At 69.9% G+C, this 25,332-nt stretch carries 26 protein-coding genes; 9 read left to right on the top strand and 17 right to left on the bottom strand.

What is annotated here, in order from left to right:
• Positions 1–10 precede the first annotated feature (10 nt).
• From GN153_RS11530 to GN153_RS11520, 3 genes are all read right to left on the bottom strand, one after another.
• Positions 11–799, bottom strand: a complete 789-nt coding sequence (locus tag GN153_RS11530) for an SDR family NAD(P)-dependent oxidoreductase (RefSeq protein WP_159902893.1) — start codon at positions 797–799, stop codon at positions 11–13.
• A gap of 84 nt (positions 800–883) precedes the next feature.
• On the bottom strand, positions 884–1,243 hold the full coding sequence (locus tag GN153_RS11525; protein WP_159902891.1) for a cell division protein SepF: 360 nt from the start codon (positions 1,241–1,243) through the stop codon (positions 884–886).
• Positions 1,244–1,363: 120 nt separating this feature from the next.
• A complete protein-coding gene (locus tag GN153_RS11520) occupies positions 1,364–2,683 on the bottom strand; it encodes an MFS transporter (protein ID WP_159903795.1) in 1,320 nt (439 codons plus the stop codon).
• Positions 2,684–2,879: 196 nt separating this feature from the next.
• On the opposite strand from GN153_RS11520, the gene GN153_RS11515 reads away from it, so the two are divergent.
• A complete protein-coding gene (locus GN153_RS11515; protein ID WP_159902889.1) occupies positions 2,880–3,608 on the top strand; it encodes a DUF1028 domain-containing protein in 729 nt (242 codons plus the stop codon).
• Here the strand turns inward: GN153_RS11515 and GN153_RS11510 are convergent.
• Positions 3,605–4,084, bottom strand: a complete 480-nt coding sequence (locus GN153_RS11510) for an RNA-binding protein (RefSeq protein ID WP_159902887.1) — start codon at positions 4,082–4,084, stop codon at positions 3,605–3,607. The genes GN153_RS11515 and GN153_RS11510 overlap by 4 nt on opposite strands.
• Before the next feature lie 188 nt (positions 4,085–4,272).
• Between GN153_RS11510 and GN153_RS11505 the strand changes: the two genes are divergently transcribed.
• The 4 genes from GN153_RS11505 to GN153_RS11490 all read left to right on the top strand — a co-directional run bounded on the left by GN153_RS11505 (position 4,273) and on the right by GN153_RS11490 (position 9,321).
• The gene (locus tag GN153_RS11505) at positions 4,273–4,563 is read left to right on the top strand and encodes a DUF7562 family protein (protein WP_159902885.1); all 291 of its coding nucleotides are present in this window, start codon (positions 4,273–4,275) and stop codon (positions 4,561–4,563) included.
• A 135-nt stretch (positions 4,564–4,698) separates the two neighbouring features.
• Positions 4,699–6,024 carry an RNB domain-containing ribonuclease gene (locus GN153_RS11500; RefSeq protein ID WP_159902883.1) on the top strand — a complete coding sequence of 442 codons (1,326 nt, stop codon included), beginning with the start codon at positions 4,699–4,701 and terminating at the stop codon, positions 6,022–6,024.
• A 276-nt stretch (positions 6,025–6,300) separates the two neighbouring features.
• Positions 6,301–7,653 carry a hydroxyacid-oxoacid transhydrogenase gene (locus GN153_RS11495; RefSeq protein WP_159902881.1) on the top strand — a complete coding sequence of 451 codons (1,353 nt, stop codon included), beginning with the start codon at positions 6,301–6,303 and terminating at the stop codon, positions 7,651–7,653.
• An 87-nt stretch (positions 7,654–7,740) separates the two neighbouring features.
• Positions 7,741–9,321, top strand: a complete 1,581-nt coding sequence (locus tag GN153_RS11490) for a bacterio-opsin activator domain-containing protein (RefSeq protein ID WP_159902879.1) — start codon at positions 7,741–7,743, stop codon at positions 9,319–9,321.
• A 180-nt stretch (positions 9,322–9,501) separates the two neighbouring features.
• Here GN153_RS11490 and gdhB read toward each other — a convergent pair whose 3' ends face one another.
• The 4 genes from gdhB to GN153_RS11470 all read right to left on the bottom strand — a co-directional run bounded on the left by gdhB (position 9,502) and on the right by GN153_RS11470 (position 13,013).
• Complete coding sequence (gene gdhB / locus GN153_RS11485; protein ID WP_159902877.1) at positions 9,502–10,797, bottom strand: glutamate dehydrogenase GdhB; 1,296 nt, start codon at positions 10,795–10,797, stop codon at positions 9,502–9,504.
• Positions 10,798–10,811: 14 nt separating this feature from the next.
• Positions 10,812–10,961, bottom strand: coding sequence for a rubrerythrin-like domain-containing protein (locus GN153_RS11480; protein ID WP_159902875.1), 150 nt, complete (start codon positions 10,959–10,961; stop codon positions 10,812–10,814).
• A gap of 272 nt (positions 10,962–11,233) precedes the next feature.
• Positions 11,234–11,824 (bottom strand): 50S ribosomal protein L15e, encoded by a 591-nt coding sequence (locus GN153_RS11475; RefSeq protein WP_159902873.1) that lies wholly within the window; start codon positions 11,822–11,824, stop codon positions 11,234–11,236.
• Positions 11,825–12,104: 280 nt separating this feature from the next.
• Positions 12,105–13,013 (bottom strand): serine/threonine-protein kinase RIO2, encoded by a 909-nt coding sequence (locus GN153_RS11470; protein ID WP_159902871.1) that lies wholly within the window; start codon positions 13,011–13,013, stop codon positions 12,105–12,107.
• A gap of 174 nt (positions 13,014–13,187) precedes the next feature.
• Here GN153_RS11470 and proC point away from each other — a divergent pair, with 174 nt between their 5' ends.
• Genes proC through GN153_RS11455 form a run of 3 tightly spaced genes read left to right on the top strand, consistent with a single transcriptional unit; the run spans position 13,188 to position 16,141 of the window.
• Positions 13,188–13,961 carry a pyrroline-5-carboxylate reductase gene (proC, locus tag GN153_RS11465; protein ID WP_159902869.1) on the top strand — a complete coding sequence of 258 codons (774 nt, stop codon included), beginning with the start codon at positions 13,188–13,190 and terminating at the stop codon, positions 13,959–13,961.
• Positions 13,954–14,805, top strand: coding sequence for a glutamate 5-kinase (gene proB / locus GN153_RS11460; RefSeq protein WP_159902867.1), 852 nt, complete (start codon positions 13,954–13,956; stop codon positions 14,803–14,805). The genes proC and proB overlap by 8 nt, the downstream gene beginning before the upstream one ends.
• Entirely contained in the window at positions 14,798–16,141 is a 1,344-nt protein-coding gene (locus GN153_RS11455; RefSeq protein WP_159902865.1) for a glutamate-5-semialdehyde dehydrogenase, read from the top strand. The genes proB and GN153_RS11455 overlap by 8 nt, the downstream gene beginning before the upstream one ends.
• A 90-nt stretch (positions 16,142–16,231) precedes the next feature.
• On the opposite strand, the gene GN153_RS11450 is transcribed toward GN153_RS11455, so the two are convergent.
• The 5 genes from GN153_RS11450 to GN153_RS17530 form a co-directional block, all read right to left on the bottom strand.
• On the bottom strand, positions 16,232–17,224 hold the full coding sequence (locus GN153_RS11450) for a cytochrome d ubiquinol oxidase subunit II (RefSeq protein ID WP_159902863.1): 993 nt from the start codon (positions 17,222–17,224) through the stop codon (positions 16,232–16,234).
• Positions 17,217–18,656, bottom strand: a complete 1,440-nt coding sequence (locus GN153_RS11445) for a cytochrome ubiquinol oxidase subunit I (protein WP_159902861.1) — start codon at positions 18,654–18,656, stop codon at positions 17,217–17,219. Before GN153_RS11445 ends, GN153_RS11450 begins: the two co-directional genes overlap by 8 nt.
• A gap of 352 nt (positions 18,657–19,008) precedes the next feature.
• Positions 19,009–19,413 (bottom strand): helix-turn-helix domain-containing protein, encoded by a 405-nt coding sequence (locus tag GN153_RS11440; protein WP_159902859.1) that lies wholly within the window; start codon positions 19,411–19,413, stop codon positions 19,009–19,011.
• A gap of 79 nt (positions 19,414–19,492) precedes the next feature.
• Complete coding sequence (locus tag GN153_RS11435; RefSeq protein ID WP_159902857.1) at positions 19,493–20,518, bottom strand: sulfite exporter TauE/SafE family protein; 1,026 nt, start codon at positions 20,516–20,518, stop codon at positions 19,493–19,495.
• Positions 20,519–20,520: 2 nt separating this feature from the next.
• Positions 20,521–20,670, bottom strand: coding sequence for a DUF7512 family protein (locus GN153_RS17530; RefSeq protein WP_201287881.1), 150 nt, complete (start codon positions 20,668–20,670; stop codon positions 20,521–20,523).
• A gap of 366 nt (positions 20,671–21,036) precedes the next feature.
• Here GN153_RS17530 and GN153_RS11430 point away from each other — a divergent pair, with 366 nt between their 5' ends.
• Positions 21,037–21,873 carry a universal stress protein gene (locus GN153_RS11430; RefSeq protein WP_159902846.1) on the top strand — a complete coding sequence of 279 codons (837 nt, stop codon included), beginning with the start codon at positions 21,037–21,039 and terminating at the stop codon, positions 21,871–21,873.
• 14 nt (positions 21,874–21,887) lie between these two features.
• Here the strand turns inward: GN153_RS11430 and GN153_RS11425 are convergent, their stop codons facing one another.
• From GN153_RS11425 to GN153_RS11410, 4 genes are read right to left on the bottom strand one after another with little or no spacing between them, the layout of a single operon-like run.
• Positions 21,888–23,066 (bottom strand): inorganic phosphate transporter, encoded by a 1,179-nt coding sequence (locus GN153_RS11425; protein WP_159902844.1) that lies wholly within the window; start codon positions 23,064–23,066, stop codon positions 21,888–21,890.
• A 16-nt stretch (positions 23,067–23,082) separates the two neighbouring features.
• Positions 23,083–23,559 carry a YeeE/YedE family protein gene (locus GN153_RS11420; RefSeq protein ID WP_159902842.1) on the bottom strand — a complete coding sequence of 159 codons (477 nt, stop codon included), beginning with the start codon at positions 23,557–23,559 and terminating at the stop codon, positions 23,083–23,085.
• Positions 23,559–24,047 carry a YeeE/YedE family protein gene (locus GN153_RS11415; protein ID WP_159902840.1) on the bottom strand — a complete coding sequence of 163 codons (489 nt, stop codon included), beginning with the start codon at positions 24,045–24,047 and terminating at the stop codon, positions 23,559–23,561. Before GN153_RS11415 ends, GN153_RS11420 begins: the two co-directional genes overlap by 1 nt.
• 11 nt (positions 24,048–24,058) lie before the next feature.
• Positions 24,059–25,252: an MBL fold metallo-hydrolase gene (locus GN153_RS11410; RefSeq protein ID WP_159902838.1), complete on the bottom strand. Its 1,194-nt coding sequence runs from the start codon at positions 25,250–25,252 to the stop codon at positions 24,059–24,061.
• Between the last annotated feature and the right edge of the window lie 80 nt (positions 25,253–25,332).

The raw sequence follows: 25,332 nt of genomic DNA, 5'->3' as shown, positions 1-25,332 counted from the left end.
ACCCGGAAGTTCAGTCCTCCAGCCCGAGGTCCTCGGCCATCGAGTTGCCCGCGCGGGGAACGCCCTTGACGGTAACCGTCTCGCCGGTCATGAACGCGGCGGCGGGGCTGGCGAGGAACTGGACGACGTCGGCGATGTCCTCGGCGTAGCCGATCCGGCGGTCGACCCGCTCGCGGGGGGGCATCTCGTCGGCGTCGATCCCCAGCGTCTCCGCGACGCCGGGGGTCTGGATCAGCCCCGGCGCGACGCAGTTGACCGCGATCTCCTCTTCGGCCCACTCGACGGCCAGCGTCTCGGTCAGGTCGATGATCGCCGCCTTCGAGGCGCCGTAGTGGCTCTCGCCCGGGCAGGGGTGCTGGCCGTTCACGCTGGAGATGTTGATGACGTCGCCGCCCCCGTTCTCGCGCATGTACTCGCCGGCCGCCTGCGTGCAGTGGCGGGTGCCGTGGAGGTTGAGGTCGACGATGGCCTTCCAGCCGTTCTCGCTTATCTCCTCGAAGTCGGCGACGAACTCCCCGCCGGCGTTGTTCACGAGCAGGTCGACGCCGCCGAACTCCTCGACGGTCGCGTCGACGAACTCCTCGACGGCGTCGGCGTCCCGGACGTTACACTCCATGGCGAAGGCGGTCCCGCCCTCCTCCTCGATGGCCTCGGCGACGGGGTCGACCCGCTCCTGTGCCCGCGAGCAGATGGCGACGTTCGCGCCCGCCTCGGCGAGGCGTTCGGCGATCCCCTTCCCGATCCCCTGGCTTGCCCCCGTGACGATCGCGTTCCGGCCGTCGACGCTGAATCTCGACATGGGATCGACTGCCGGGCGCGGGACCGTATGTCTGTCGGGATCGGCGTGAAGAGAAACCGCCGGAGGTAGGGTTGCGGTCCGGAGCTACCGCCCGAGACGCTCGCGGCTGATCTGGACGCCGGCGGGCGTGATGATGAGCTGGTCGTCGTCCTTCTGGACGATGTCGCCGCCGACCTCGCGGGCGACCTGCTTGAGCTCGTCCGTGATGTGTTCCATCGTCCGGTCCTGGGTGGTGTGGCGGGTGATGTCCGCGATGACGACGTCACCGTCGTAGACGGCGTCCTTGATGTCCACGACGTCGGATTTGTCGCCGATGTCGGCGATGTGGACCAGCGTGTCCGCGCCCACGTCGGCCAGTTCGACGTCCCCGGCATCGAGCGTGACGTAGTCCTCGGTCCCGCGGGCCCCCCCGTTCTCGCCGAGGATCTTGCTCATAAGTCCCATACCGTGTGCCCCGGTCGCTGCCCGCTTAGGCTTTACGTCAGACACGCGCCTGCTGGCCAGTAACCCGCCACGTTCCGGCACGGATCCGGCGGGAACGCGACACCGTCACCCGCGGGCGCCTCACGCCGTCGGTCGGGTTCGGCGCCGGAGCCGCGCGAGCGTCAGCCCCACGAGCGAGCCGACAGTCGCGAAGCCGGCAAGCGTCAGAAACAGCGCGGTCGGGTCGGCAAAGGCCAGCAGCGCGCCGGCGATGCCGCCGCCGAGGGCGCCGACGCCGAACACGCCAAGGTAGGTGAAGCCATACGAGAGCCCGCGCGTGCCGGCCGGAGTGTACTCCGCGACCGTCGCCTGGTACATCGGCTGGACGACGAAGAGGAAGATACCGAGGACGGGGCCAAAGAGCAACAGCGGTCCCAGACCCATCGACGAGACGGGGACGAACAGCACTGCGAGGACGGCGAGGACCGCGAACGCCCCCGACAGCCCGTACTCGACGGGGATCCGGTCGCTGAGTTTCCCGCCGGCGTACTGCCCGACCACACCCATCAGCAGCAGCCCGGAGTAGAAGTAGTCGCCCGGGCTCAGGGTGCGCGAGCCCTCCGCGGAGACCCCCAGCAGCTCGCGCACCGGGCCGGGCAGAAGCGAGCCGACCGGCACCGGCTCGAAGCCGGGCAGGCCGCGCAGGAGTTCGGGCAGGAATGTCAGCACGCCCCGGTAGTACAGCCCCGAGCACATGACGACGACGAACACGAGCACGAACACGCCGGCGAACAGCCGTTTCGACTCGGCGAGAAACTCCCCCAGCGAGTCGACGCCGGCGTCGGCTTTCGATCCGCCAGCGTCGTCGGCGTCGCCCGTTTCCTGGCCCCCGTCAGCCACGGGTTCAACGGCGGCGGTCTCGTCGAAGTCCGCGCGGGCGGCGTAGAGGGCCGCCAGCAGCGCGGGCGCGCCGAGCACGAGCGCGACGGTCCGCCAGTCGACGACCACGAGCATGAGCGCGGCCACCAGCGGGCCCAGGCCGATCCCGAGGTTGCCCGCGATGCCGTGGTAGGCCAGGCCGGTGCCCCGCTCGCGGACGCCCTTGCTGATCAGCGAGAGGCCGGCGGGGTGGTAGACGCTGGCTGCGACGCCCCAGACCACCAGCGCGAGTCCGATGACCAGCATGTTCGGGGCGAGGCCGAGCAACAGGTAGGACAGGCCCATCCCGGCGAGGCAGGCGCTGATCAGCCGCCGGGAGCCCAGCCGGTCGACGAGCACCCCGCCCGGCAGTGCCCCGACGCCGAACAGGCCGTAGCTGACGGTCACCATGGCGCCGACGGTGGCGGTGTTGACCGGCAGCTGCGCGACGCCCAGCGAGATGACCTCGAACTGGTCGATCCAGGCGACCACGAAGATCGGGATGGCGAGCTCGTAGGTGTGGACCGCCCCGTGGGCGAGCATCACCAGCGCGGTGATCGCGCGGTCGTTCGCGTTCACTACCCCACCGTCGACGCGGCGAGCCCTTGATTTCGTCGTTCCCGTTTCTGACAGGCAGGCGGAACGTCGACGGCGGAGCGCAGGCGACGGACGGTCCGACCGCGCCGGGCCCGCGCGCCAGGGCGGCCGGCTTTTTGTCCGGCGCGGCCAACCATGCCACATGACGTTCAGCATCTGCGTCCGCGAGCCCTACGAGGACGAGGACGGCGAGCAGCAGACCCGCTACGGCGTGGCCGTCACGACCCGGCTCCCGTCCGTCGGGACGCTCTGCCCGTTCGCCAACGAGCACGGCGCGGTCGCGACCCAGAGTTTCGTCAACGTCTCGCTGGGTCGGCGCGGCGTCGAGTACCTGGCGGACGGGCTGGCCGTCGAGGACGCCCTCCAGTCGCTCCTGAACGCTGACGAGGAGGCCAGCCAGCGCCAGCTCCACGGCGTGGACAGCGACGGGGAGTTCGCCTTCTCCGGCGCCGAGTGCAGGGACTGGTTCGGCCACACCGTCGGCGACGGCTACACCGTCGCGGGTAACCTCCTGACCGGCGAGAGCGTCGTCGAGGAGACCGCGGCAGCCTACGAGGACAGCCGCGACGAGGACCGGCCGCTCGCGACCCGGCTGGTCGACGCGCTCGAAGCCGGCCACGCGGAGGGCGGGGACAAGCGCGAGGACCTGCACGTACAGAGCGCGGCGCTGCTGGTCCGGCGGACCGACGACCGCGGCCCCGAGGAGCGGCCCTTCTACGACGACCTCCGGGTCGACGCCACGGAGACACCGGTCGCGGACCTGCGAGAGACCTACGACCTGGCCCGCGAGGGCTACGAGATGGCGATGGAGCGGGCGGAAGAGCGCGAAGAGGGTGCAGAACCGGAGGAAAGCGGGGGCGACGGGAACTAAACGGTCAGCTCGAAGAGGTCGTCGCCGACGTGGTGCAGCGACTCGACGACCCGGCCCTCCTCGCCGAGCATGTCGGCGCCGTCAGTCAGCGCCCGGCCGACCGCGAGCACCTTCCCGTGGCTCTCCTCGTCGACGACGACCAGGTCCCCTTCGGCGATGGACTCGTCGGCGGCGACGATGCCGGGGCGCATGGCGTCGGCGCCGTCGGAGACGAACTGGACGGCGCCGGCGTCGACGGTGACGGTCCGCTTCTCGGGGGGGTGTCGGTTCGCGCCCTTGACCGTCAGGAACGGGTCGCCCGCGAAGTAACAGACCAGCGGCTCGCCGTCGACGAGGACGACCTCCCAGTCGGCGTCCTCGAGTTCGACCTTCTCGAAGGAGTCCGCCTCGAGGTCGACCCCGAGCTGGTCGGCGAGCGCCTCGCGGATCTCCCGGACGGCGTCCGAGCGGAGGTGGTGGCGCGATTTGACGTCCATACCGACGGGTGGCGCGGGCGGCGGATAAACGGCTCGTTCGCACGCGCACCCGGTGTGTTACCCGGGAGTGCTACCACCACCGGAGCGCTCCGGACGCGGGGCGGTGTCGCGGGCGCTCCGGGCGCCGGCAGGTCGCCGTCCCCGCCGGTTCCAACAAACCCATATACCGGCTGTTCGTAGCCGCAGTCATGTGGCGCTCGGGGTCGGACCGGACGGAGGTGACCTGCATCGCGTGCGGGGAATCCGTCCCCCGCTCGAAGGCACGCGAGTACGACAAGGACGGCAACCGGTGGGAGCGCCGCGGCAAGGAGTTCGAGTATCTCTGCAAGGAGTGTTACGGCGAGTACTGCCACCAGCCACGCCAGGGGCTGGAGGAGACGCTCACCGAGGCCGGCGCCGGCGAGGCCGACCGCGAGGAGTTTCTGGCGGCGTACACCGAACTCAGCGACGGGGCCGAGACCGGCGAACGCGAGCGGTAGGGAGGCGCGACCGCAGGGAGCGCCTCCGAAACGCGAGCGGCGACGGCAGGAGCCGCTCGCTTTCACGAGGCCCTCGCTGCGCTCGGACCTCGCCACGCCGACACCACTAACTGCCGGCTCCGCCTACCGGGTGACATGAGCGACACCGAGCAGGAAGAGCGCGACGACCAGGCGGCGGCCGGGACCATCGAGGGGCAGGGGCCGGTCGAGATAGACCCCGAGCTCGCCCGCCACATCGAGAACAAGCGCGAGGAACTCTTCGAGAAGTTCTCCATCCCGGACGGCTTCCCGGCGGAGGTTCTCGAGGAGGCGAAGGCCCGTACCGAGGAGGTCGGCGCGGAGATCGAGGCGGAGGTCGACGACCGGGAGGACCTGCGCGAGCTGACGACGTGGACGACCGACCCCGTCGACGCCCAGGATTTCGACGACGCCATCTCCGTCGAGCGCCGCGACGGGGAGTACGTCCTCTGGGTCCACATCGCGGACGTGACCCACTACGTGACCCCCGACACGGCGATGTGGGAGTCGGCCGTCGAGCGCGCCAATACCGTGTACCTGCCGGCCTACACCGTCCACATGCTCCCGCCGGTGCTGGCGGAGACGGTCTGTTCGCTCGTTCCAAACGAGGACCGGCTGGCACACACCGTGGAGATGCACCTCGACGAGGAGGACCTGGGCTACGAGTCCATCGACATCTACAAGTCCGTCATCAGAAGCGACGCGCGGCTGACCTACACGGAGGCCGAACGGCTGCTGGACGAGCCCGACACCGCGGGCGACCTGCTGGAAGACGAGTCGGTCGACCTGGCGGAGAAGACCGAACTGGTCTGGGAGCTGGCCGACCGGATGCACGAGCAGCGCAAGGAGGAGGGCTCTCTGGTGTTGAACCCCAAGCGGGACCGCGCGCACACCATCATCGAGGAGTGCATGCTGAAGGCCAACAAGGCGGTCACCCACGAGCTGATGTGGGACCGGGGGGTCGAGGCGATGTACCGGGTCCACCCCCAGCCGAGCCCCGAGGAGTGGGACGAGGCCCTCCAGGAGATCCAGGAGCTCGACGGCGTCTCGATCCCGGGCAGCGCCTGGGACGACCCCCGGAAGGCCGTCAACGCCACGCTCGAACAGGCCCCCGAGCGCCAGCTCGACAGCATCCAGTGGGCGGTGATGAAGGTGATGCCCCGCGCCCAGTACATGAACGACCCCTTCGGCGGCCACCACGCCCTGAACTTCGAGATCTACGGCCACTTCACCTCCCCAATCCGGCGGCTCTCGGACCTGATCAACCACTGGATCGTCCACACCAACGAGGTACCCGAGGACCTGGTGGCGCTGTGTGACCGGGCCAGCGACCGCCAGAAAGACGCCGAGCAGTGCGAGCGCGAGTACAAGCAGTTCCTCGAGGAGGTCGGACTCGACCCCGCGGCCGTGAACAACCGCGGGATCGAGGTCGTCGAGGAGTAGGGAGACCGCAGGGAGCGCAGCGACCGAGGCCTCCAATATGCGAGCGGCGACGGCAGGAGCCGCGAGCAGAGAGACGCCGAACGGAGTGAGGCGTCTCCAATAGCGAACGGCGAGCGTAGCGAGCCGTGAGCAGCGAGGGGGAGCGGAGTGAACCGCTCGCGTACCGCGCATGGGGGGCGTGAGCCCGAGGAGAGGTGAGGCCGGGGGTCGGGCCGGCGTTTATTACGCGGGCTCACGAACTGGTCTGGACATGTCACACCACGCGGAGGGGAGCCGATGAGCTACGAGCGGTCGGTCTCGGCCTCGCCCCACGAACTGGAGCCCGAAACCGTCTGGAACGTCCGGATGCCGGAGATCCGCGTCGGGGCGCGCGCCGTCGAGGAGCTTGGCCACCAGCTGCGGTCGCTGGGGGTCGGGGCCGGCGACCGGGGGCTGGTCGTCACCGACGGAACGCTCGTCGGCCTGGGCCACGCCGACCGGGTCACCGATGCCATCGAGGACGCGGGCTTCGACATCGACGTCTACGACGGGTGCACGCGCGAGCCATCGCTCGCGGACGTGGAGACGTGTCTCGCGTTCGTGCGCGAGGAAGGGGGCGCCGGCGACGGGGACGAGGGCGGAGACGGAGGCGGTGGGGGCGGCGGCTACGACTTCTACGTCGGACTGGGCGGGGGCAGTTGCATGGACACCGCGAAGGCGACGCGGGCGGTCGTGGCCAACGGCGGGTCGCCGCTCGATTACGTCGCGGAGCCGACCGGCGCGGGCGAAGACCTGACAGAGAGCGGCCCGCCGCTCGTGTTGTTGCCGACCACGGCGGGGACCGGCTCGGAGATCTCCCCGGTGGCGATCCTCTCCGTCGAGGAGAAAGAGATCAAGGAGGGGATCTCCAGCCCCAACGTCCGCGCGGACGCCGCCGTGCTGGACCCGACGCTGACCACGTCACTACCGCCCGACATCACCGCCCGGACCGCGATGGACGCGCTGGGCCACGCGATGGAGGGGTACACGACTCACGCCTTCGACGACCTGCTGCGGCCAGCGGACCCGGCGGACCGGCCGGTCTACGCCGGCCGGACCGGCTTCACCGAGCTGTTCAGCGAGCGCGCCATCGAGTTGCTCTCGGGCAACGTCCGGCGGGCGGTCAACAACGGCGACGACCTCGAGGCACGGACGGCGATGCTGAAGGGGGCGCTGTACGGCGCCATCGCGGGGCTGACCGCGGGGGCGAGCCTCTGTCACGCGATGGCCTACCCCGTCGGAAACAGGCATCACACCTACCACGGCGAGACCATCGCCGTCCTGACGCCGGCGAGCACGCTCGGCTACAACGTGGCCAGCGACCCCGAGCGGTTCGCGGCACTGGCGGAGCTGCTGGGTGCGAACACCGACGGGCTGGGGACCCGCGCGGCCGCCGACCGGGCCCGCGAGGAGTTCCTCCGGCTCCAGCAGGACCTGGGTGTCCTCCCGAGCGGGCTGCACGACCTCGCGGGCATCACGGAGGACGAGGTGAGGTGGCTGGCCGAGCAGACCGTCGACACCCAGCAGCGGCTGCTCCGGTGTAACCCCCGGCCCGTGACCGCCGACGACGTGGCGGCGGTCTTCCGGGACGCGTTACACAACTGGGAGTGAACCGGGAGGCGGGAGCCGGACACCGGCGTTCAGCCCGGCACCTTTATACGAAGTCCGGCCCCGATCCGTACAAGCCACGGTGCTGATATGATCCAGCAAGACTCCCTCGCCCGCCTCACTCTCGACACCCTGCCGTTTAACATCGCGGTGCTGGACCGGGAGGGGACGATCCTCTTCACCAACCGCGCGTGGCGGGAGTTCGCCGGGATCGGTGGACAGCCGGGGGAGATGGTCGGGACCAACTACTTCGACTCGATGGACGTCTCGACCGACGAGGACGCCGCGCGGGCGCTGGCGGGGCTGGAGGCGGTCATCGAGGGCGAGCAGGACGTCTTCACGCTGGAGTACCCCTGTCACTCCGAGGCGGAGAAACACTGGTTTCTGATGCGGGCAGCCGCACTGCCCGAGCACGAGACCGGCAGCGTCGTCGTCGCGCACATCGACATCACCCAGCGGAAGCTGGCGGAGCTGCGGGCCCGCGAGAAGCGCCGCGAACTCGAGCACCTGATGTCCCGGATCGACGGGCTGGTACACGCCGTCACGGAGGCAGTCCTGCAGGCAAACTCCAGAGAGGAGACCGAGCGGGCGGTCTGCGAGCGGCTGGCCGAGGTCGACGCCTACACCGGCGCCTGGGTCGGCCGGGTCGACCTGCGGACCGAGACGCTGGTGCCGGCGGCGGTCGGTGACGGCGTCGCCCTCCCGGAGAACGCGACCGCCGACCTCGATGGGTCCGACCCCGCGGTCCGGGCCGTCAGGACCGGAGACCTCCAGGTCGCCGACGCCCCGGACGGGGACGGACTGGCCGCCGTCCACCGCTGTGCGCTTTCCTCGGGGGGCGCGCTCGCGGCCTTCCCGCTCGTCTACGGCGACACCGAGTACGGTGTTCTGGTCGTCTACGCCGAGGACCCGAACGTCTTCGACGAGCGCGAACTCGCGGTGTTGCGGGTGCTGGCACAGTTCGCGTCGACGGCGATAAACGCCATCGAGGGCCGGCGCATCCTCGCGACCGACCGCGTCATCGAGATGGAGGTGTCGATGGCCGCCGACGAGCTCTTTTTCGGCGACGTCGCCCGCCGGCTGGACTGCACGCTTTCCTACGAGGGGACGCTGTACGAGGACGACGGCTCGGTCGTGATGCTGTTCGTGGCCGAGACCGCCGAGCCCGAGCGGGTGGTCGCGGCCGCCGAGTCGGCCGACCGCGTCGGGAACGCCAGCCACGTCAGCGACGGCGAGTCGGGCAGCGTCTTCGAGTTCGTCGTCGACTCCCCGCCGGTCGTCTCGGCGCTGGCCGAGCGCGGGGCCGAAACCGACGCCATCACGGCCAGCCCGACGGGCGTGCGGGTCACGCTCGAACTGCCCGCCAGCGCGGACCCGCGGACGGTCGTCGAACACCTGGCCGAGCGGTACCCCTCGACGGAGCTGGTCGCCCGCCGGGAACACGAGCGGCCCGAACAGACCAAACGGGATCTGGTCGCGGATATCGAGGAGTCGCTGACCGCCCGCCAGGAACTCGCCATCCGGAAGGCGTATCTCGGGGGCTTTTTCGACTGGCCGCGTGACGTCTCCGGGGAGGAGCTGGCCGAGTCGATGGACATCTCGCCGTCGACCTACCACCAGCACCTTCGGACCGCCGAGCGGAAGGTGCTCGCGGCGGTGTTCGAGGAGTAGGGAGGCCTGAGCGTAGCGAAGGCCTCCAGAACGCGAACGGCGACCAGCGGGAGCCGTGAGCAGGGAGACGCCGAACGGAGTGAGGCGTCTCCAAAAGCGAGCGGCGACGTCAGGAGCCGCGAGTAGGCAGACACCGAGCGTAGCGAGGTGTCTCCAGCATACGAACCCAAAAGCCCGCACTCAGGGCCACAGCCCGCGCTTTTCGTGGGCGTCCACGATCCGGGAGAGCGCGACGATGTACGTCGCGTCGCGCCAGGTGACCCCGCGGTCGTCGACTTCCCGGCGTACGTCGTTCCAGGCGTCGAGCATCTCGGCTTCGAGTTCCTCGTTGACCCGCTGGCGCGACCACGACCGGCGGTTGATGTCCTGGAGCCACTCGAAGTAGCTGACCGTCACGCCGCCGGCGTTCGCCAGGATATCGGGGACGACGGGAATCCCGCGCTCGGCCAGGACCGCGTCGGCGCCGAACGTGATGGGGCCGTTCGCCCCCTCGACGACCATGTCCGCGCGGACGTCGTCGACGTTGGCCTCGGTGATCACGTTGCCGACGGCCGCGGGGACCAGCAGGTCGACGTCCAGCTCAAGGATGTCGGCGTTGGTGAGCGTCTGCTCGCCGTAGTCGGTCACGGCCCCGGGCACCTCGTCGTGCAGCGGGATCGACGCCGTCTCGAGGCCGTCGGGGTCGTAGGCCGCGCCGTTGACGTCGCTGACGGCGACGACGTCGGCCCCCCACTCGTCGAGCAGGCGGGCGGCGTTGCCGCCGACGCTTCCGTAGCCCTGAACGGCGACGGTGGTGTCCGCGAGCGAGCGGTCCAGATACTCGCAGAGTTCGCGGCTGACGATGGCGACGCTCCGGCCCGGCGCCTCCTCGCGGCCCTCGCTGCCGCCGATGACCGGCGGCTTGCCCGTGACGACGCCGGGGATCGTCTCCGCCTCCTGGACGCTGTAGGCGTCCATGATCCAGGCCATCGTCTGGGCGTCGGTACCCATGTCCGGCGCGGGGATGTCGGTCATCGGCCCGATGAGGTTCCGGATCTCGTTGGCGAAGCGGCGGGTCAGCCGCTCCATCTCGGCGTCGCTGAGCTCCTTGGGGTCGACGACGACCCCGCCCTTCGCGCCGCCGAAGGGCAGGTCCATCACGGCACACTTCCAGGTCATCCACATCGCCAGCCCGATCGACTCCTCGCGGGTGACGTCGGGGTGGTACCGCAGCCCGCCCTTGTACGGGCCGCGGACGCCGTCGTGGTGGGCGCGGTACCCCCGGTACATCTCGACGGTCCCGTCGTCACGTTCCAGCGGGATCGTCACCTCGTGGACCGACGCCGGGTAGTTGAGTCGCCCGACGACGTTCGGGTCGGCGTCAATGAGCGAGGCAGCCTTGTTGAGCTGGCGGCGGGCGGTTTCGAGCGCGGATTCGGGCTCGTCAGCGACCTCGGCGTCCGTGCTCGCCGCTGTAGCGGTGTTCTCTGAAGCCATACTGTCTTGTCCGGCTACTCGAGCGATTTCGCCCGGTTCTGGTACTCCCCACCACAGTCGCAGGTGCCGGGGTGCGAGCGCGATTCGACGATGTCGCCACAGCGGAGACACTCGTATGTCGACAGCTCTTCGGGGTCGCCGTCGACGTCCATGCCATGCGGCATACCCGGACGGTGTCCCGCCTCGTGTAAATATTAATCGTAATAGGAATATAACCACATACTAGTCACACCGCGCCGGCCACGCGGCCCCGGCACAGCGACGTCACCGGACCGGGGTGGACGGAGACACCGCGGTGGTGATACACTCCATGTCACGATATCAAATCAGGTCCGGGGGACGAGACTGGCTTCGGAGCGACGTCGAAGACGGCAGCGTAGCCGGAGCTGGCTGCGGGGAAATCGGGGGAAAATCGGTCGGAGAGCGCCGAGAGCGGTTACTTCCCGCGGCCCTTGTTGCCGTGGACGCTGGGGCGGGTGTGTTCGGTGCCCTTGCCCCGCGAGCCCATGCCGCGGTTCTGCTTGCCGGCGCTGGTGAGCCCGCGCAGGGCCCGGCCGGAGTGGTCGTCGTCGCAGATCCACGAGAGGTCGTCGTCGTTCTCGATGGCGGGGTGGTTCGGGTCGACCAGGATGACCTCGTGCCACTTCTGGCGGCCGTCCTGGCCGACGGAGTAGCTGTTGAGCACCCGGAGGTTGGGGTAGACCCGGGCACACCGCTCCTCGGCGACGCGCTGGATGTTCTTCCGGCGGGTGATCCGGGTCACGCCCTGGCGCTTGGAGCGGCGGCCGGCCGTGAACCGTTGCTTGCGCGCACCGCCCTTCCGGACGGAGACGCGCGCGACGACCACGCCCTGTTTGGCCTTGTAGCCGAGCGACCGGGCCCGGTCCAGCCGGGTGGGGCGGTCGATGCGGACGACCGACCCCTGGTCGCGCCACTCCTGCTGTCGTTGCCACTGCAGTTCAGCGAGTTTGCCGTCGTCCGGGTCCTGCCAGGCTTCCCGGATGTGCGAGTATGCGCTGCGTGTCATGGTTGGCGTGCGGGCCTTGCGTGGTTCAACCCGGCGGCGGTCGCCGCCTCCACGAGACCGGAGGCCTCGCCGGTCACATCCCGACCTGCACAGGCAGGTGCCCGCTGGCGCCCGCGTCCCAGCGAGTTACCCTCCCTTCCCCGCTTTCGGGCAAAAGGGCTTCGGACTGTGTTCGCGAACGCTGTGCCCGCCGGCGCAGATTCGATATCGCGGCATGTGGTTTATCGCTACCGACGCCCCCGCGAGCAGGGAATAGCCGAAGTGAGTGAAATCGACCGCTTCAGGCCTCAAAGGCCCGGACCGAGGAGAAGTCGTCAGCAGCGAGTGCATCGGCCAGCGCCGCGGCGTCGACCTCGCCCAGCCGGGAAGGGTGTTTGCGCTGGAAGTAACCGACGATGTTCGCGACGTCGCGTTCGAGGAGTTCGTCGCTGTTCTCGTGGTCTGTGGGGACGGCCTGGGGCCAGTCGAAGACCGTGACCCCCTCTCTGTTGACGAAGACGTTGTACTCGCTCATGTCCGCGTGGACGTAACCGGCGTCGTATGCGGCGGCCATCTCCTCCAGAACGAGGTCCAGCACGGGGACGGCCTGGCCGGGCTCGAGGGCGGCGTTTGCCAGCTCCACGCCCTCGATCCGCTCCATCACGACGGCGTGGCGGTTATGGTCGACCGGCCGGGGGACCGACACCTCGGGGTAGACCGTCTCCAGCGCGTCGTACTCCCGCTCGGCGGCCTTGCGGGCGGTGTACAGCCAGGAGACGTGCTCGCGGTCGGCCGTGTACTCCCGCTCGCGCATCACCTCCCGGAAGTTGGTGTACCCCTCCCGGTGGAATTTGAGTGCGAGCGGCTTGTACGACCGGACCTCGTAGACGTCGCTCTCCTTGCCCACGCCCAGGGGGGCGCCGACGCCCTCGATGGTCTCGCGCTCGGCGAAGGTGTGGAGAGCGAGCGCGTCGTACCCCTCGAAGGTGAGCCGGAAGCCCTCATACTGGATGGTCTTGCGCTCGACCAGCCCGCGGCGCTCACACCGGTCCAGCCGGTAGTCGACGTCCTCGGCGGTGAGCCGGGAAAAGTTCGGCAGCTTCTCGCGGGCGACCCACTCCGAGAAGCGCATCCCCTGCTCGACCCCCGACAGCAGGTGGAAGTCCTCGGGCTCCAGCTCCGCCATCTCGCCCGCGACGTTCTCGACCATACCCGCCGTTTGCGACGGATTCGTATAAGCACGGCGCGTGGCGGGGTCGCGCACTCATAAATCGTATGTCGCGATACAGAACGCGAGCGGCCGGCGTCGCCGCGGCCGGCGGCGGCGTCCGGGCGGCCGCGTATCGCAGTTGGTATGTCGCTCAGTGTTCTGCGGTGGCATACGATGGGACACGTAAGCGTGATCGGCGTCGGAAACATGGGCGGAGCGTTCGTGACCGGGCTGGCAAGCGCCGGCCAGTACACCGTGACAGCGGTGGACGCGGACCCGGAGGCGCTGGCGGCAGTCGAGTCGGCGGCCGAGGAGACGACGACCGACCTCGCAGCGGCCCGGGAGGCGGACCTGGTGGTGCTGGCGGTCAAGCCGAGCGTGGTCGACGCGGTTCTGGAGGACTTAGAGTTGCGGCCGGAGCAGACGCTGCTCACCTTCGCGGCCGGGGTCGCCCGGGAGTACGTCGCGGCCCGGACAGACGCGACGGTGGTCCGCGTGATGCCCAACCTGGCAGCCGAGACCGGCCACATGGCGGCCGCCGTCGCGGGGCCGGTGACCGACGAGGTCCGGGCGCTGCTGGACGCCGTCGGTGAGTTCGTCGAGGTCGAGGAGTCGCTGATGGACACCGCCACGGCGGTCAACGGCTCCGGGCCGGCCTTTGTGTTCTACCTGGTCGAGGCGATGAAACAGGCGGGGGTCGACGGGGGACTCGACCCCGAAGAGGCCGAGCTGCTCGCGGCACAGACGTTCCGCGGGGCCGCCGAGACGGTGCTCCGGGACGACCGGTCGGTCGACGAGCTGATCGACGCGGTCTGCTCGCCCAACGGGACCACCATCGAGGGGATGGAGCTGCTGTGGGACAGCGACGTCCAGACGGAGTTCGCCGGCGCGGTCGAGGCCGCGGCCCGGCGCTCGCGGGAACTCGCGGAGGGGTTCGAGGATGAGTGAGGGGGCCGCAGCGGTCGAGTCGGTGCCCGAGCCGGTCGAGACCGCGGCCCGCGAGCGGGCGGCCGCCGCCGGACGGGTGGTGGTCAAGGCCGGCACGAACTCGCTGACCGACGGCGACTCCAAGCTCGACAGGGTGAAACTCGACAAGCTGGTCACCGACGTGATGGACCTGCGCGAGCGCGGCATCGAGGTCCTGCTGGTCTCCTCGGGCGCGGTCGGGGCGGGCCGGGGGCGGATCGACGAGCCGACCGACTCGGTGGTCGCCAGCCAGGCGCTGTCGACGGTCGGCCAGAGCGACCTGATGGCCGGCTACACCGCCAGCTTCGGCCGGTACGACCAGCGGGTCGCCCAGATGCTGCTGACCGAGGACGACCTGGAGACCCCCGAGCGGTTCCAGAACGTCCGCAACACGGTCGAGACGCTGTTCGAGTGGGGGGTCGTGCCGGTCGTCAACGAGAACGACGCCGTCGCGACCGACGAGATACGGATCGGCGACAACGACATGCTCTCGGCCTCGGTGGCCATCGGCGTCGACGCCGACCTGCTGGTGACGCTCACCGACGTCGGGGGCGTCTACACCAGCAACCCGAAGGAGGACCCGGACGCGGAGCTGATCACCGCGGTCGGCGACAACTACGACGCGGTCCAGCGAGCGGTCGGCGGGGACACCGACGCCGAGTTCGGCGGCATCCAGACGAAGGTGGAGGGGGCCAGAGACGTCAGCCAGAGCGGCGTCCCGGCAGTGATCGCCAGCTCCCAGGAGCGGGACGTACTGGAGCGGATCGTTGCGTCCAAGCCCGTCGGGACGGTATTCGTCCCCAAGGAGAGTGAGAGCGATGAATGACACCGACACCGAAACACAGGTCGACGCGGCCCAGCAGGCCGCGCTCAGGCTGGCCAACGTCGACGAGACCGCCCGCAACGAGGCGCTCCGGGCGGTCGCCGACGCGCTCCGGGCCAACGAGGAGGCGGTCCTGGCGGCCAACGAAGAGGACGTCGCGGAGGCCGAGACGCTGCTCGCCGAGGGCGAGTACACTCAGGCGCTGGTCGACCGGCTGAAACTCGACGGCGAGAAGCTCGAGGGGATCGCCGAGATGGTCGAGAGCGTCGCCGACCAGGCCGACCCGCTCGACCGCACCCTCACTGCGCGCCGGCTGGACGACGGGCTCGAGCTCTACCGGGTCTCGGTCCCCATCGGCGTCGTCGGAACCATCTTCGAGTCCCGGCCGGACGCGCTGGTCCAGATCGCCGCGCTCGCGCTGAAGTCGGGCAACGCGGTCATCCTCAAGGGTGGCAGCGAGGCCAGCGAGACGAACCGGGAGCTCTACCGGACCGTCGTCGAGGCGGTCGCGACGGTCGAGGCCATCCCCGAGGGGTGGGCACAGCTCATCGAGGCCCACGAGGCCGTCGACAGGGTGCTCGAGATGGACGACGCCGTCGACCTGGTGATGCCCCGTGGCTCCTCGGAGTTTGTCAGCTACGTCCAGGACAACACCCAGATCCCGGTGCTTGGACACACCGAGGGGGTCTGTCACGTCTACGTCGACGAGGCCGCCGACCTCGAGCTTGCCGGCGACGTGGCCCTCGACGCGAAGGTCCAGTACCCGGCGGTCTGCAACGCCGTCGAGACCCTGCTGGTCCACGAGGCCGTCGCCGAGGAGTTCCTCCCCGCTGTCGTCGACCGCTACGAGGCCGCCGGGGTGACCCTCCGGGGGGACGCGGCCACCCGCGAGGTCGTCGATATCGACCCCGTCACCGACGACGACTGGGCGACCGAGTACGGCGACCTCGAACTCGCCATCGGCGTCGTCGGTGACGTCTACGAGGCCATCGACCACGTCAACACCTACGGCTCGAAGCACACCGAGTCGGTCCTGACGGAGGACAGCGAGCGCGCCCGGGCGTTCATGCAGGGGGTCGACGCGGCGAGCGTCTTCCACAACGCCTCGACGCGGTTCGCCGACGGCTACCGGTACGGGCTGGGTGCCGAGGTCGGCATCTCCACCGGCAAGGTCCACGCCCGCGGCCCGGTCGGCCTGGAGGGGCTGACCACCGACAAGTACTATCTCGAGGGCGACGGCCAGTGTGTGGCGACCTACGCCGGCGCCGACGCCCGCGAGTTCATCCACGAGGAGTTCGACGGCGAGTGGGTGCCCGGCCGGCTCCAGCGGGACCGGTAGCCCGCCGGCCGGCGCCGGCGACGCACCCGGGTGTGACTTCCCCGGCGGGATAGCGCCGCTCCCCGCGTGGCCGCGCAGTCGCCACGGCCCTCAGCCGCCGTAGGAGCCGCTCACCGGACCGCTGAAGACGCCGTAGAGGAACTTGAAGTACCAGAGCACGAGCAGGAGCACCGGCAGCCCCATGACGGTGACGAGGTTGAGCGCGAGGGGGGAGACGACCGCCGCCCGGACGGTCAGGCCGGTCGGCGGGTAGACCTGCGGGTACAGCAACAGGCCGAGCAGGACGCTCAACAGCGCGGGCAGCGCCAGCGCGCTCGCGAGCCACCGGCGGTACTGGCCGCGGCGGGCCAGGACCACCCCGACCAGCCCCGCGAGCACGGAGAGCCCGACGACCGCGGCGGCCGGCGCCGAGAGCACCGTCCCGGCGGCCCCGCCGGCGTCGGTCGCGACGACGGTTGCCAGGAGCGCGACCACGCCGCCGAGGTAGCCAAGCGTGGCGAGGACGCCGTAGTCGCGCAGCTCGGCGGCGAGGGCCGGCTCGGTCTTCGCGGCCAGGAAGGCGGCGCCGGTGGCGACCGAGACGGCGACGAGCCCGACGCCGGTCAAAAGCGCCGGGGCCGACAGCGCCGGCACGTCGAAGACCCACCGGCCGGCGAGGACGCCGAACAGGAGCGGCGCGAGCGTACTCCCCGCGACGAACAGGCGGTCGAAGGCCCGCTGCCAGTCCTCGTCCTCGCGTTGCTCGCGTAGCTCCGGCGCGACGCCCCGGAACAGCAACGCCAGGACGAACCCGGTCACCAGGAGGTAGTTGTCGGCGAGCAGCCGGGAGTACACCGGCGGGAACGCCGCCAGCAGCATCGTCCCGAAGGCGACCAGCCACACCTCGTTGGCGTCCCAGACCGGGCCGAAGGCCGCGAGCAGCGTCTCCCGGTCCTCCTCCTCGCGGGTCGCGTACAACATGCCGATACCGAAGTCGAACCCGTCCAGCACGACGTACATCCCGAGCGCGAAGACGACGACAGCGAACCACACCTCCGGCAGCGACTCGACGAGGTAGCCGTCGACGGGGAGCAGGTCAGTCATCGCCACCCACCCAGGGGAGGTAGTCGCGGCCGGCGTTCGGCGGGTCGACGGCCCCCAGTTCGGCGAGTTCCTCCTCGACCAGCCACTTCAGGACGAGCAGGGCGGCGGCGATCAGGGCGACGTAGACGACGACGAAGCCGACGAGCGTCGCCGTCGCCTCGAACGACGTCAGCGACCGGGAGACCGCCTCGCTCGTCTTCAGCACGTCCTGGATCACCCACGGCTGGCGGCCGATCTCCGTGACGTACCAGCCGGTCAGCAGGGCGCCGTAGCCGAGTGGCGAGGTGACCATCATCGCCTTCAGGAACCGGTCGCTGTCGGCGAGCCGTCCCCTGTAGAGGCGCCAGGCCCCCCACAGCGCGAGCCCGATGAACAGGAAGCCGAGCCCGACCATGGCCCGGAACGACCAGAAGACGAGCGCGACCGGCGGGTTCTGCTCGTACTCGTTCAGCCCGAGGACCTCGGCGCTGGCGTCCCCGCCGCTGGCGAGAAACGACCCGAGCCCCGGGAGGCTGATAGTGAAGAGGTTCTCGGCACGCGGGTCGGTCAGCGCGCTCGGGTCGCGGGGGACGGCGAAGAGGTGGAGGTCGGCCTGCCCGGTCTCGTAGTGGGCCTCCATGGCGGCGAACTTCTGGGGCTGGGTGTCCTCGACGTGGCGGCCGTAGGCGTCGCCGTGGACCGCCTGCAGCGGCGCCGACACGACGAGGACGAGCACGGCGATCTTCAGGGCGGTGCGCCACGCCGCGGCGTCGCGTTTCTTCCAGACGACGTACGCCGAGACGCCCCCCACGAGCAGCGCGACGGAGATCACCGACGCGTTGACCATGTGGACGTACATCCAGGACAGCCGCGGGGTCAGGAAGGCGGCCACCGGGTCGGTCAGCACGGCGACGTCCATCCCGTTGCGCGCGACCAGTTCGAAGCCCTGCGGGGTCTGCATCCAGGCGTTGACCACCAGGATCCAGAAGCCGGACAGCCACGCGCCGACACCGACCAGCACCGCCGAGAGGACGTACGTCCGGTCGCTGACCCGCTCGCGTCCGAACAGCAACACCCCGAGGAAAACCGCCTCGAGGAAGAAGGCCATCTTCGCCTCGAAGGCCAGCGGCCCCCCGATCAGTTCCCCCGCGACCTCCGCGAACCGCGGGAAGTTCGTCCCGAACTGGAAGCTCATCGGGATGCCGGTGACCGTCCCCATGACGAACCCGACGGCGAAGACTTTCGTCCAGAACGAGCGCAGCCTGGCGAACCGCTCGTCGCCGGTCCTGACGGCCTTCCAGGTGAAGTAGACGATGAAGGGCGCGAGCCCGACCGACAGCGCCGCGAAGAGGATGTGTACGCTGATCGTCCAGCCGAACTGTGCGCGGCTCGCGAGCTCCGGCGGGAGCAACGCCACCCAGCCCGCGACGGCGAGTGAGACTGTGGCGGTCATGTATCAAGTACTAAAAACACACCACCGATAAGCCGTCGCACGGTTCTCACTTTCGAGGGCCGTACTACGGGGACTTATACGCGTCAGCGCCTAGTTTACGTAGCGCGAGACGGGTGCACGGGCGCTCCGGAGTCCGCCCGCTACCCGACGGATATGGACGCTCGTCCAGACGGGTTGGACTGGCCGATAGAAAACGGCGACCGCAGGGTGTGTGACGTGAGACGGTGTCGGTCCCGTTCGCTGCCGGCTGGCAGTGGTTGTGTGTGTATTGTGCAAAATAAAGCGGCCCAGCGTGAACTGTGGAGCGTTCACAACGGGACAGAGAGGCCGGAGAGGGAGACAGACAGTCGGCTCAGCTCTCGGCGGGCGGGGCGGAGCGCTCGCGTTGCCCGTATTTGGTCTCGAACTCCTGGATCAGCTGGCCCATCTTGGCGTACCAGTCGTTGAGCAGGCGCTGCATGTCGTCGGCGATCTTCTCGGGGTCGGTGGGCCGGTAGACGTGGTAGTAGCCGCCCTGGTCGTAGTTGACCTGTTCCTTCTGGATGAACCCCGCCTGAAGCAGCCGCTGGATGGCCCGGTAGGCGGTCGAGCGTTCGCGGTCGACCTGCTCGGCGACCTCGTCGACGGTCAGCGGGTCGTCGGCCTCCACGAGCGTCTCGAAACACTCCCTGTCGAGCTGTTTGAGCCCGTGGAAACACTCGAGAAGCCCCTCACACACCATGTCCCGCTGGAGTTGCTCTGACATCGAATCCGGCATTAACCCCGCGTACGGGGCGGGTCGTTAAAAGACTTGTGTGGAACCCGCACAATTGCGCCGGTTCCCGGCGGCCGAACGGTCAGTCGGGGGCGCGGGTCGGTGTGGTCGTCTCGGCCCGCAGTTCGCGGACGGAGCTGACGACGACGGCGCCGGAGACGAGCGCGGCCGCCCCGAGGATGATCACGAGCGAGACGAGCTGGAGGACGGGCGCGTCGATGAGCCCGCCTATCTCGCGGACGGCGACGGCCACTGCCCCGAGCAGGAGCATCACGCCGAAGTACACCTTGATCTCGTCCTCGTCGACGATACTGGTCGCGGCGGCACCCAGGCGGGCACCGAGCGCGCTCCCGGCCAGAAGCGGGACGACGATGGTGAGGTCGACCGCGCCGTCGATGGCGTACAGGAAGCTCCCGATCCCGCCCGAGAAGACGATCTCGAAGAGGTCGGTCCCGACCGCGATGGGGACCGGCACGCCGATGAGATAAAACAGCGCGGGCATCCGGATGAACCCGCCGCCGACCCCGAGGAAGCCGGAGAGCAGGCCCGTCGCGAACGCGACCCCGAGGATCATCCACAGGGAGACCCTGATCCCGCCACGGAGGCGCATCATCGGCGGGACCCGGTAGGACTGGATCGTCTTCGCGATGTCGGGGATGTCGTCGGCGTCGGCCTCCGCCTCGGCGTCGTGGCTGATGCCGCCACCGCCACCCCGCACCGCGGTGTAGGTGATGAACACGCCGATGCCGCCGAGCAGGCCGATGTAGACGACGCTGACGACGGTGTTCGCGAGCCCGAGCCCCTCGAGCCAGTGGAGCCCGACTTTCCCGACCTCGATCCCCGCGGTCGTCCCGGCGATCATGAGCACGCCGAGCTTGTAGTCGACCTGACCCAGATCCCGGTGTTTGAGCGTCGCGATCACCGACGTGGCGAACACGAACGCGAGCCCGGAGGCGACCGCGACGCTGGTGTCGTAGCCCATCACGATCAGTGCAGGCGTGACCAGGAACGAGCCCCCCATGCCGAAGAAGCCGAAGAGGAGCCCGATCAGCACGCCGAATCCGGCAAACAGCGCCAGCAACGAGAGCGCGACACCGAATAGCTCCATTGTCAGTCCCCTCTGAGTACGTCGACCAGCGCCGGCCCCAGCAGCCGTTCGAGGAGCCCGTACCCGACGTACAGGAGAACCGCCTCGGCCAGGACGACACCGATGACGAGGACCGCCCCCTCGACGCCGGTCGCGTTCTCAAGCCCGAACATCGGTCGATACCCCGTTCGATATTGTGTCGTTCATGGGTTTCTGCTCACGCATGGGTAATCCGGTGTACTGTTTAACGGTTTTGGATTTGCTATACAATATTATCGCTGCGGATGTGACGCCTAACCGACCGGGATACATCCATACGTTATCCGAATATAGCGGGTCCGGGGACGCGCCGACAGCCGGGGCTCGGGACCCGCCAGTGCTGCTCGCGCGCGCCGCCGCCGGCGCCGCCGGGCCGGGAGGAGAGCATCCGGCGCTGTCGGGTCGGGACCCGGAGCTGACACCCGCCCCGGGGCCGCGTCTGGACCGCCCTCTGTTGTACGATCCAAACAATATTATAGCTGTGTGACGAACCGTCGGGCATGAGGGCAGTGTACGCGACAGACCTCTCGGCGGCGAGTGAAGCGGCGATCGAGAACGAGACCTGCCTGGAGTGTCTCGAGCGGGTCGGCGTCGATACGGTCCACCTGGTGACGGTCGTTCCCTCGAACGTCCACGCGGGGATGCCGGGGATGGGGCTCGAGAAGCGCCGCCGGCAGGGGCTCGACCGCTACCGGAACGTGATGGAGGCGGCGGGCTTCGAGGTCGAGACCCACGTCGTCCGCGGGACGCCGTACCGCCGGATCAACGGGGTGGCGGGGACGGTCCACGCCGACATGACCATCGTCGGCTCCCGGGGGCAGAGCCCGCTCGCGAACCGCGTGATCGGCTCGACGGCTCGAAATCTCGCGCGGACGACCGTCGCGCCGCTTCTGGTCAACCGTGTCGAGCGCGACGTGGACGACCCCGAGCTGCTCCGGGAGCACCTGTTCCAGCGGATGCTGTACGCGACCGACTTCTCGGAGAACGCACAGCGGGCCTTCGACGCGTTCTCGTATCTCCGGCACGCCACCCAGGAGGCGACGCTGGTCCACGTCGAGTCGCCGAAAGACGACGCCGACGTGGACGCCGAGACCCGGCTCGGGGAGCTGGCCGACACCCTCGAAGGGTGGGACATCGACACCGACATCCGGGTCCGACAGGGGAGTCCCGCCGAGGAGATCCTCGCGGTCGAGGAGGCGGTCACACCCACGACGACGCTGGTGGGGTCACGCGGGCAGAGCCGGCTCCGGCGACTGATGCTCGGGAGCGTCTCCGAGGACCTGGTGGCGCGGGCACGGGGGAACGTCTACCTGGTCCCGCCGCCGCGGACGGCCTGACCGGCCGCGGCGGCCTACAGCGGTGAGAGCGCCACCGCGCCGTAGCCCAGCCCGAAGGCGAGGCCGAACGACCCCGCCCACGCCCCGACGGTCACGAGGAGTTTCCGGGCGCTGACCGCGCCGCTCCCGCCGACGGCGGCGCCGCTGCCGATGATCGCCGAGACGACGATCTCGTTGAACGAGACCGGCACGCCGAGCAGGACGGCGGTCTGGGCGATCAGAAACGAGGGGACCAGCGCGGCGATCGAGCGGCGCGGCCCCAGCGAGGAGTAGTCCCGGGCCAGCGCCTTGATCATGCGCGGGGCGCCGGTCCAGGAGCCGACCAGTATCCCGGCACCCCCGCCGGCGAGGACGACCGCCGGGGTGACGGCCCCGACCTCGTCCATCAGGGGGAGCAGGGGACCGACGGCGAGCCCGACCTGGCTCCCCCCCGCGGAGAAGGCCACGAGCGAGCCGAGCGCCAGGAGCACGCGCCGGAGCCCGCCGGCCTCGTCGCGGCTGACGTCCCAGTGGACGAGGACCGCGACCGCGAGCGCCAGCCCGAGGGTGACGGCGACGGGGACGAGTCCACTGCCGGGCGCGAGCAGCCGCCGGGCGGCCCCGGCGACCGACCCCGGTTCCCCGCCGGGGCCGAGGCCGGCGAAGTCGACGTTGGCGAGGACGGCCCCGACCAGCCCCGCGAGGGCGGGAACACAGACCCGCTCCGGGGCGTCCGCCCTGGGGAGGACGCTGGCGATGCCGTAGGCGAGTCCGCCGCCGACGACCGGCGTCAGGAGCCAGACAGCCCCCACCTGCTGGTACTTCGCCCAGACGGGCGTGCCCCCGAGCGCCAGGCCGACGCCGACGACGGCGCCGGTGACGGTGAAGGCGGTCGCGATCGGGTAACCGGTGTGGATCCCGACGGCCATGAGCCCGGCACCGATGAGCAACACGGCGATCACGCCCGCCGCCGGGAGCGTGACCCCGCCGACGAGCCCGCGGCCGACGGCCTCGGAGACGTTGCCACCCTGGACGACCGCGCCCAGGAAGCCGAAGACGCCGACGACAAAGGCCGCCCGCATCGTCGAGATGGCGTTCGCCCCGACCGCGGGCGCGAAGGGGGTCGCGCCGCTCGACCCGGCGCCGATCACCCACGCCATGAAGAGACTCGCGAGGCCGGCCGTCAGCAACAGGGCGAGGAGAGAGAGGTCCATGAGGGGAAAGCGGGAGTCAGTCGGCGCTCGTGGCCGCCGGGTCGGCGTCGGCCGTCCGGCTCCGCCAGTAGCCCTGGAGGTAGGCGCCGAGGAACATGCCCGCCAGCGCCCAGAGGATCGTGACGTTGCCGACCCCGAGGCTGGCGTAGGCGGCGCCGGGACAGATCCCCGACAGCCCCCAGCCGGCCCCGAAGATGGCGCCCCCGACCAGCACGTTCCGGTCGAAGGATTTGAGCCGGCGCTCGAAGCCGTCGCCGGTCAGCGGTGCGCGGTCGAGCAGCCGCGGGGCCAGGAAGAAGGTCACCCCGGTCACGGCGGCGCCGCCGAACATCACGAACACCAGCCCGAAGTCCTCGAACTGGAGGAAGTTCAGCACGACCTCCGGGCGGGCCATGTGGCTGTACGCGAGGCCGAACCCGAAGACGAGGCCGCCGACCAGGACCAGCGGCATGAACAGCGGGTGCCGGCCCTCGCCGTCTCGTGCGCCGGCCATCAGGGGCTCACCCCCAGGGCAGCGACGAGCTGGGCCGTCAGGATGGCGACCAGGATGAACGTGATGACGCCGGCGATCGACGTCTTCGACGCCGAGCCGACGCCACAGACCCCGTGGCCGGAGGTACAGCCCTTCCCGACGCGGGTACCGATGCCGACGAAGACGCCGCCGACCAGCAGCCGCCAGGGCTGGACGTCGGTCAGCCACGCGCCACCCTGGAAGGCGACGGCGTAGACGCCGGCGCCCAGGACGATCCCGAGGGTGAACACGAGCCGCCAGTCCCGCGAGCGGACGTACCGCTGGAACCGGGCCCGGCCGGAGACGTAGGACAGCGTCGACTCGAGGAAGGTGCTCGCGCCGGCGCTGATGCCGGTCCCGAGGTAGATGACCGCCGCCCCGAGCCCGACGAACAGCCCGCCGACCGCGTACCGGGCGATCCCGTTGGGAAAGAGGTCGGCGGCGGCCTGGAGCAGGACTGGGTCAGTCACGGTCGGCTCCCTCAGTCACCGGCCAGCGATTCCTGGCTGGCCGCGCAGTTGTTCGGGCCGAGTTCGAGGGTGAAGGCCTCCTCGTCGTCGACCGACTCCTGGCCGAGATTCGTGGCGATGATCTCCCCGTAGTTGGCCGGCCGGGGCGGCATGTCCGAGAGGATCAGGTCGACGAACTCGTCCTCGTCCATCGTGAGCGCGTCCATCTCCTCGACGAGCGCGCCAAGCGGTGCCGTGTAGGTGCCGTCGGCGGCGGGCTCGGCGGCGTCGCTGAAGTGGGCGCCACCCACCAGCGTCTCCTCTGGCAGCGGGAGGATCCGCTCCTGGATGGTTTCGTAGAGCTGGCGGGCGGCGTCGGGAGCGCCCTCGTCGCCCTCCTCGAGGTCGGGCCGGGCGACGCTCTCGACGAACAGCCCGTCACCCGTGGCGAGGAAGCTGTCGTCGACGAGGTAGGAGGTCATCCCGGTGGTGTGGCCGGGGGTGTGGACCGCCTCGATGGTCGCGTCGCCGACCGCGAAGGTCTCGCCGTCGGCGGCGGTCGTCAGCTCGTCGGCGTAGGTGACGCCGCGGTCGACCGCGGCCGCGGGGATGACTCCCTCCACGCCCTCGGCGTCCAGGTCGCGCACGCCCGAGATGTGGTCGGCGTGGATGTGGGTGTCCAGGGCGTAGACGAGGTCGACGCCCAGGTCGGCGGCGTCCTCGAGGTAGCGGTCGGCGAACGCGCGCAGCGGGTCGATGACCGCGGCCTCGTCGCCGTCGTACAGCAGGTAGCCCAGACAGCCCGAGGAGGGGCGCTGGTACTGCAGGAGCGTCCCCCTCCCCTCGTAGCCGGTGACCTCGACGGCGTCGTAGATGGTCGCCCAGCCGTTCATTCCCTCCGTGAGGTGCTCGACGTCGTAGCCGCGCTCGACGAGCCGGCCCGCGACGTACTCGCTGGCGCCGCCTTTCGCGCAGACGACGGTCACGGTGCGGTCCGCAGGGACCTGCTCGAGGGTCTCGTCGTCGATCTCCTCGTCGAGGAACTCGAAGTACGGGACGTTGACCGACTCGACGGTCTCGCCCTCGATGTGCCACTCCTCGTACTCGGAGTTCATCCGGGCGTCGAGGAGGAACACGTCCTCGCCGTTGTCGATGCGGTCTCGAAGCGCTTCCGGAGCGACCGTGTCGACCGGCACGTCCGGAGTCGGGAAATCCTCAGCGTCCATGTGTGCACTCCCACGTACTGCGGTGACCCACTAAAGCGTTTGCATAATAATTCGATTGTTGCACAATACAATTTGGCGGG

The sequence above is a fragment of the Salinirussus salinus genome (genome assembly GCF_009831455.1).
GTDB lineage: Archaea > Halobacteriota > Halobacteria > Halobacteriales > Haloarculaceae > Salinirussus > Salinirussus salinus.
Note: the sequence above shows the minus strand (reverse complement) of the source record. Positions and strands in the feature narration are given on the sequence as shown.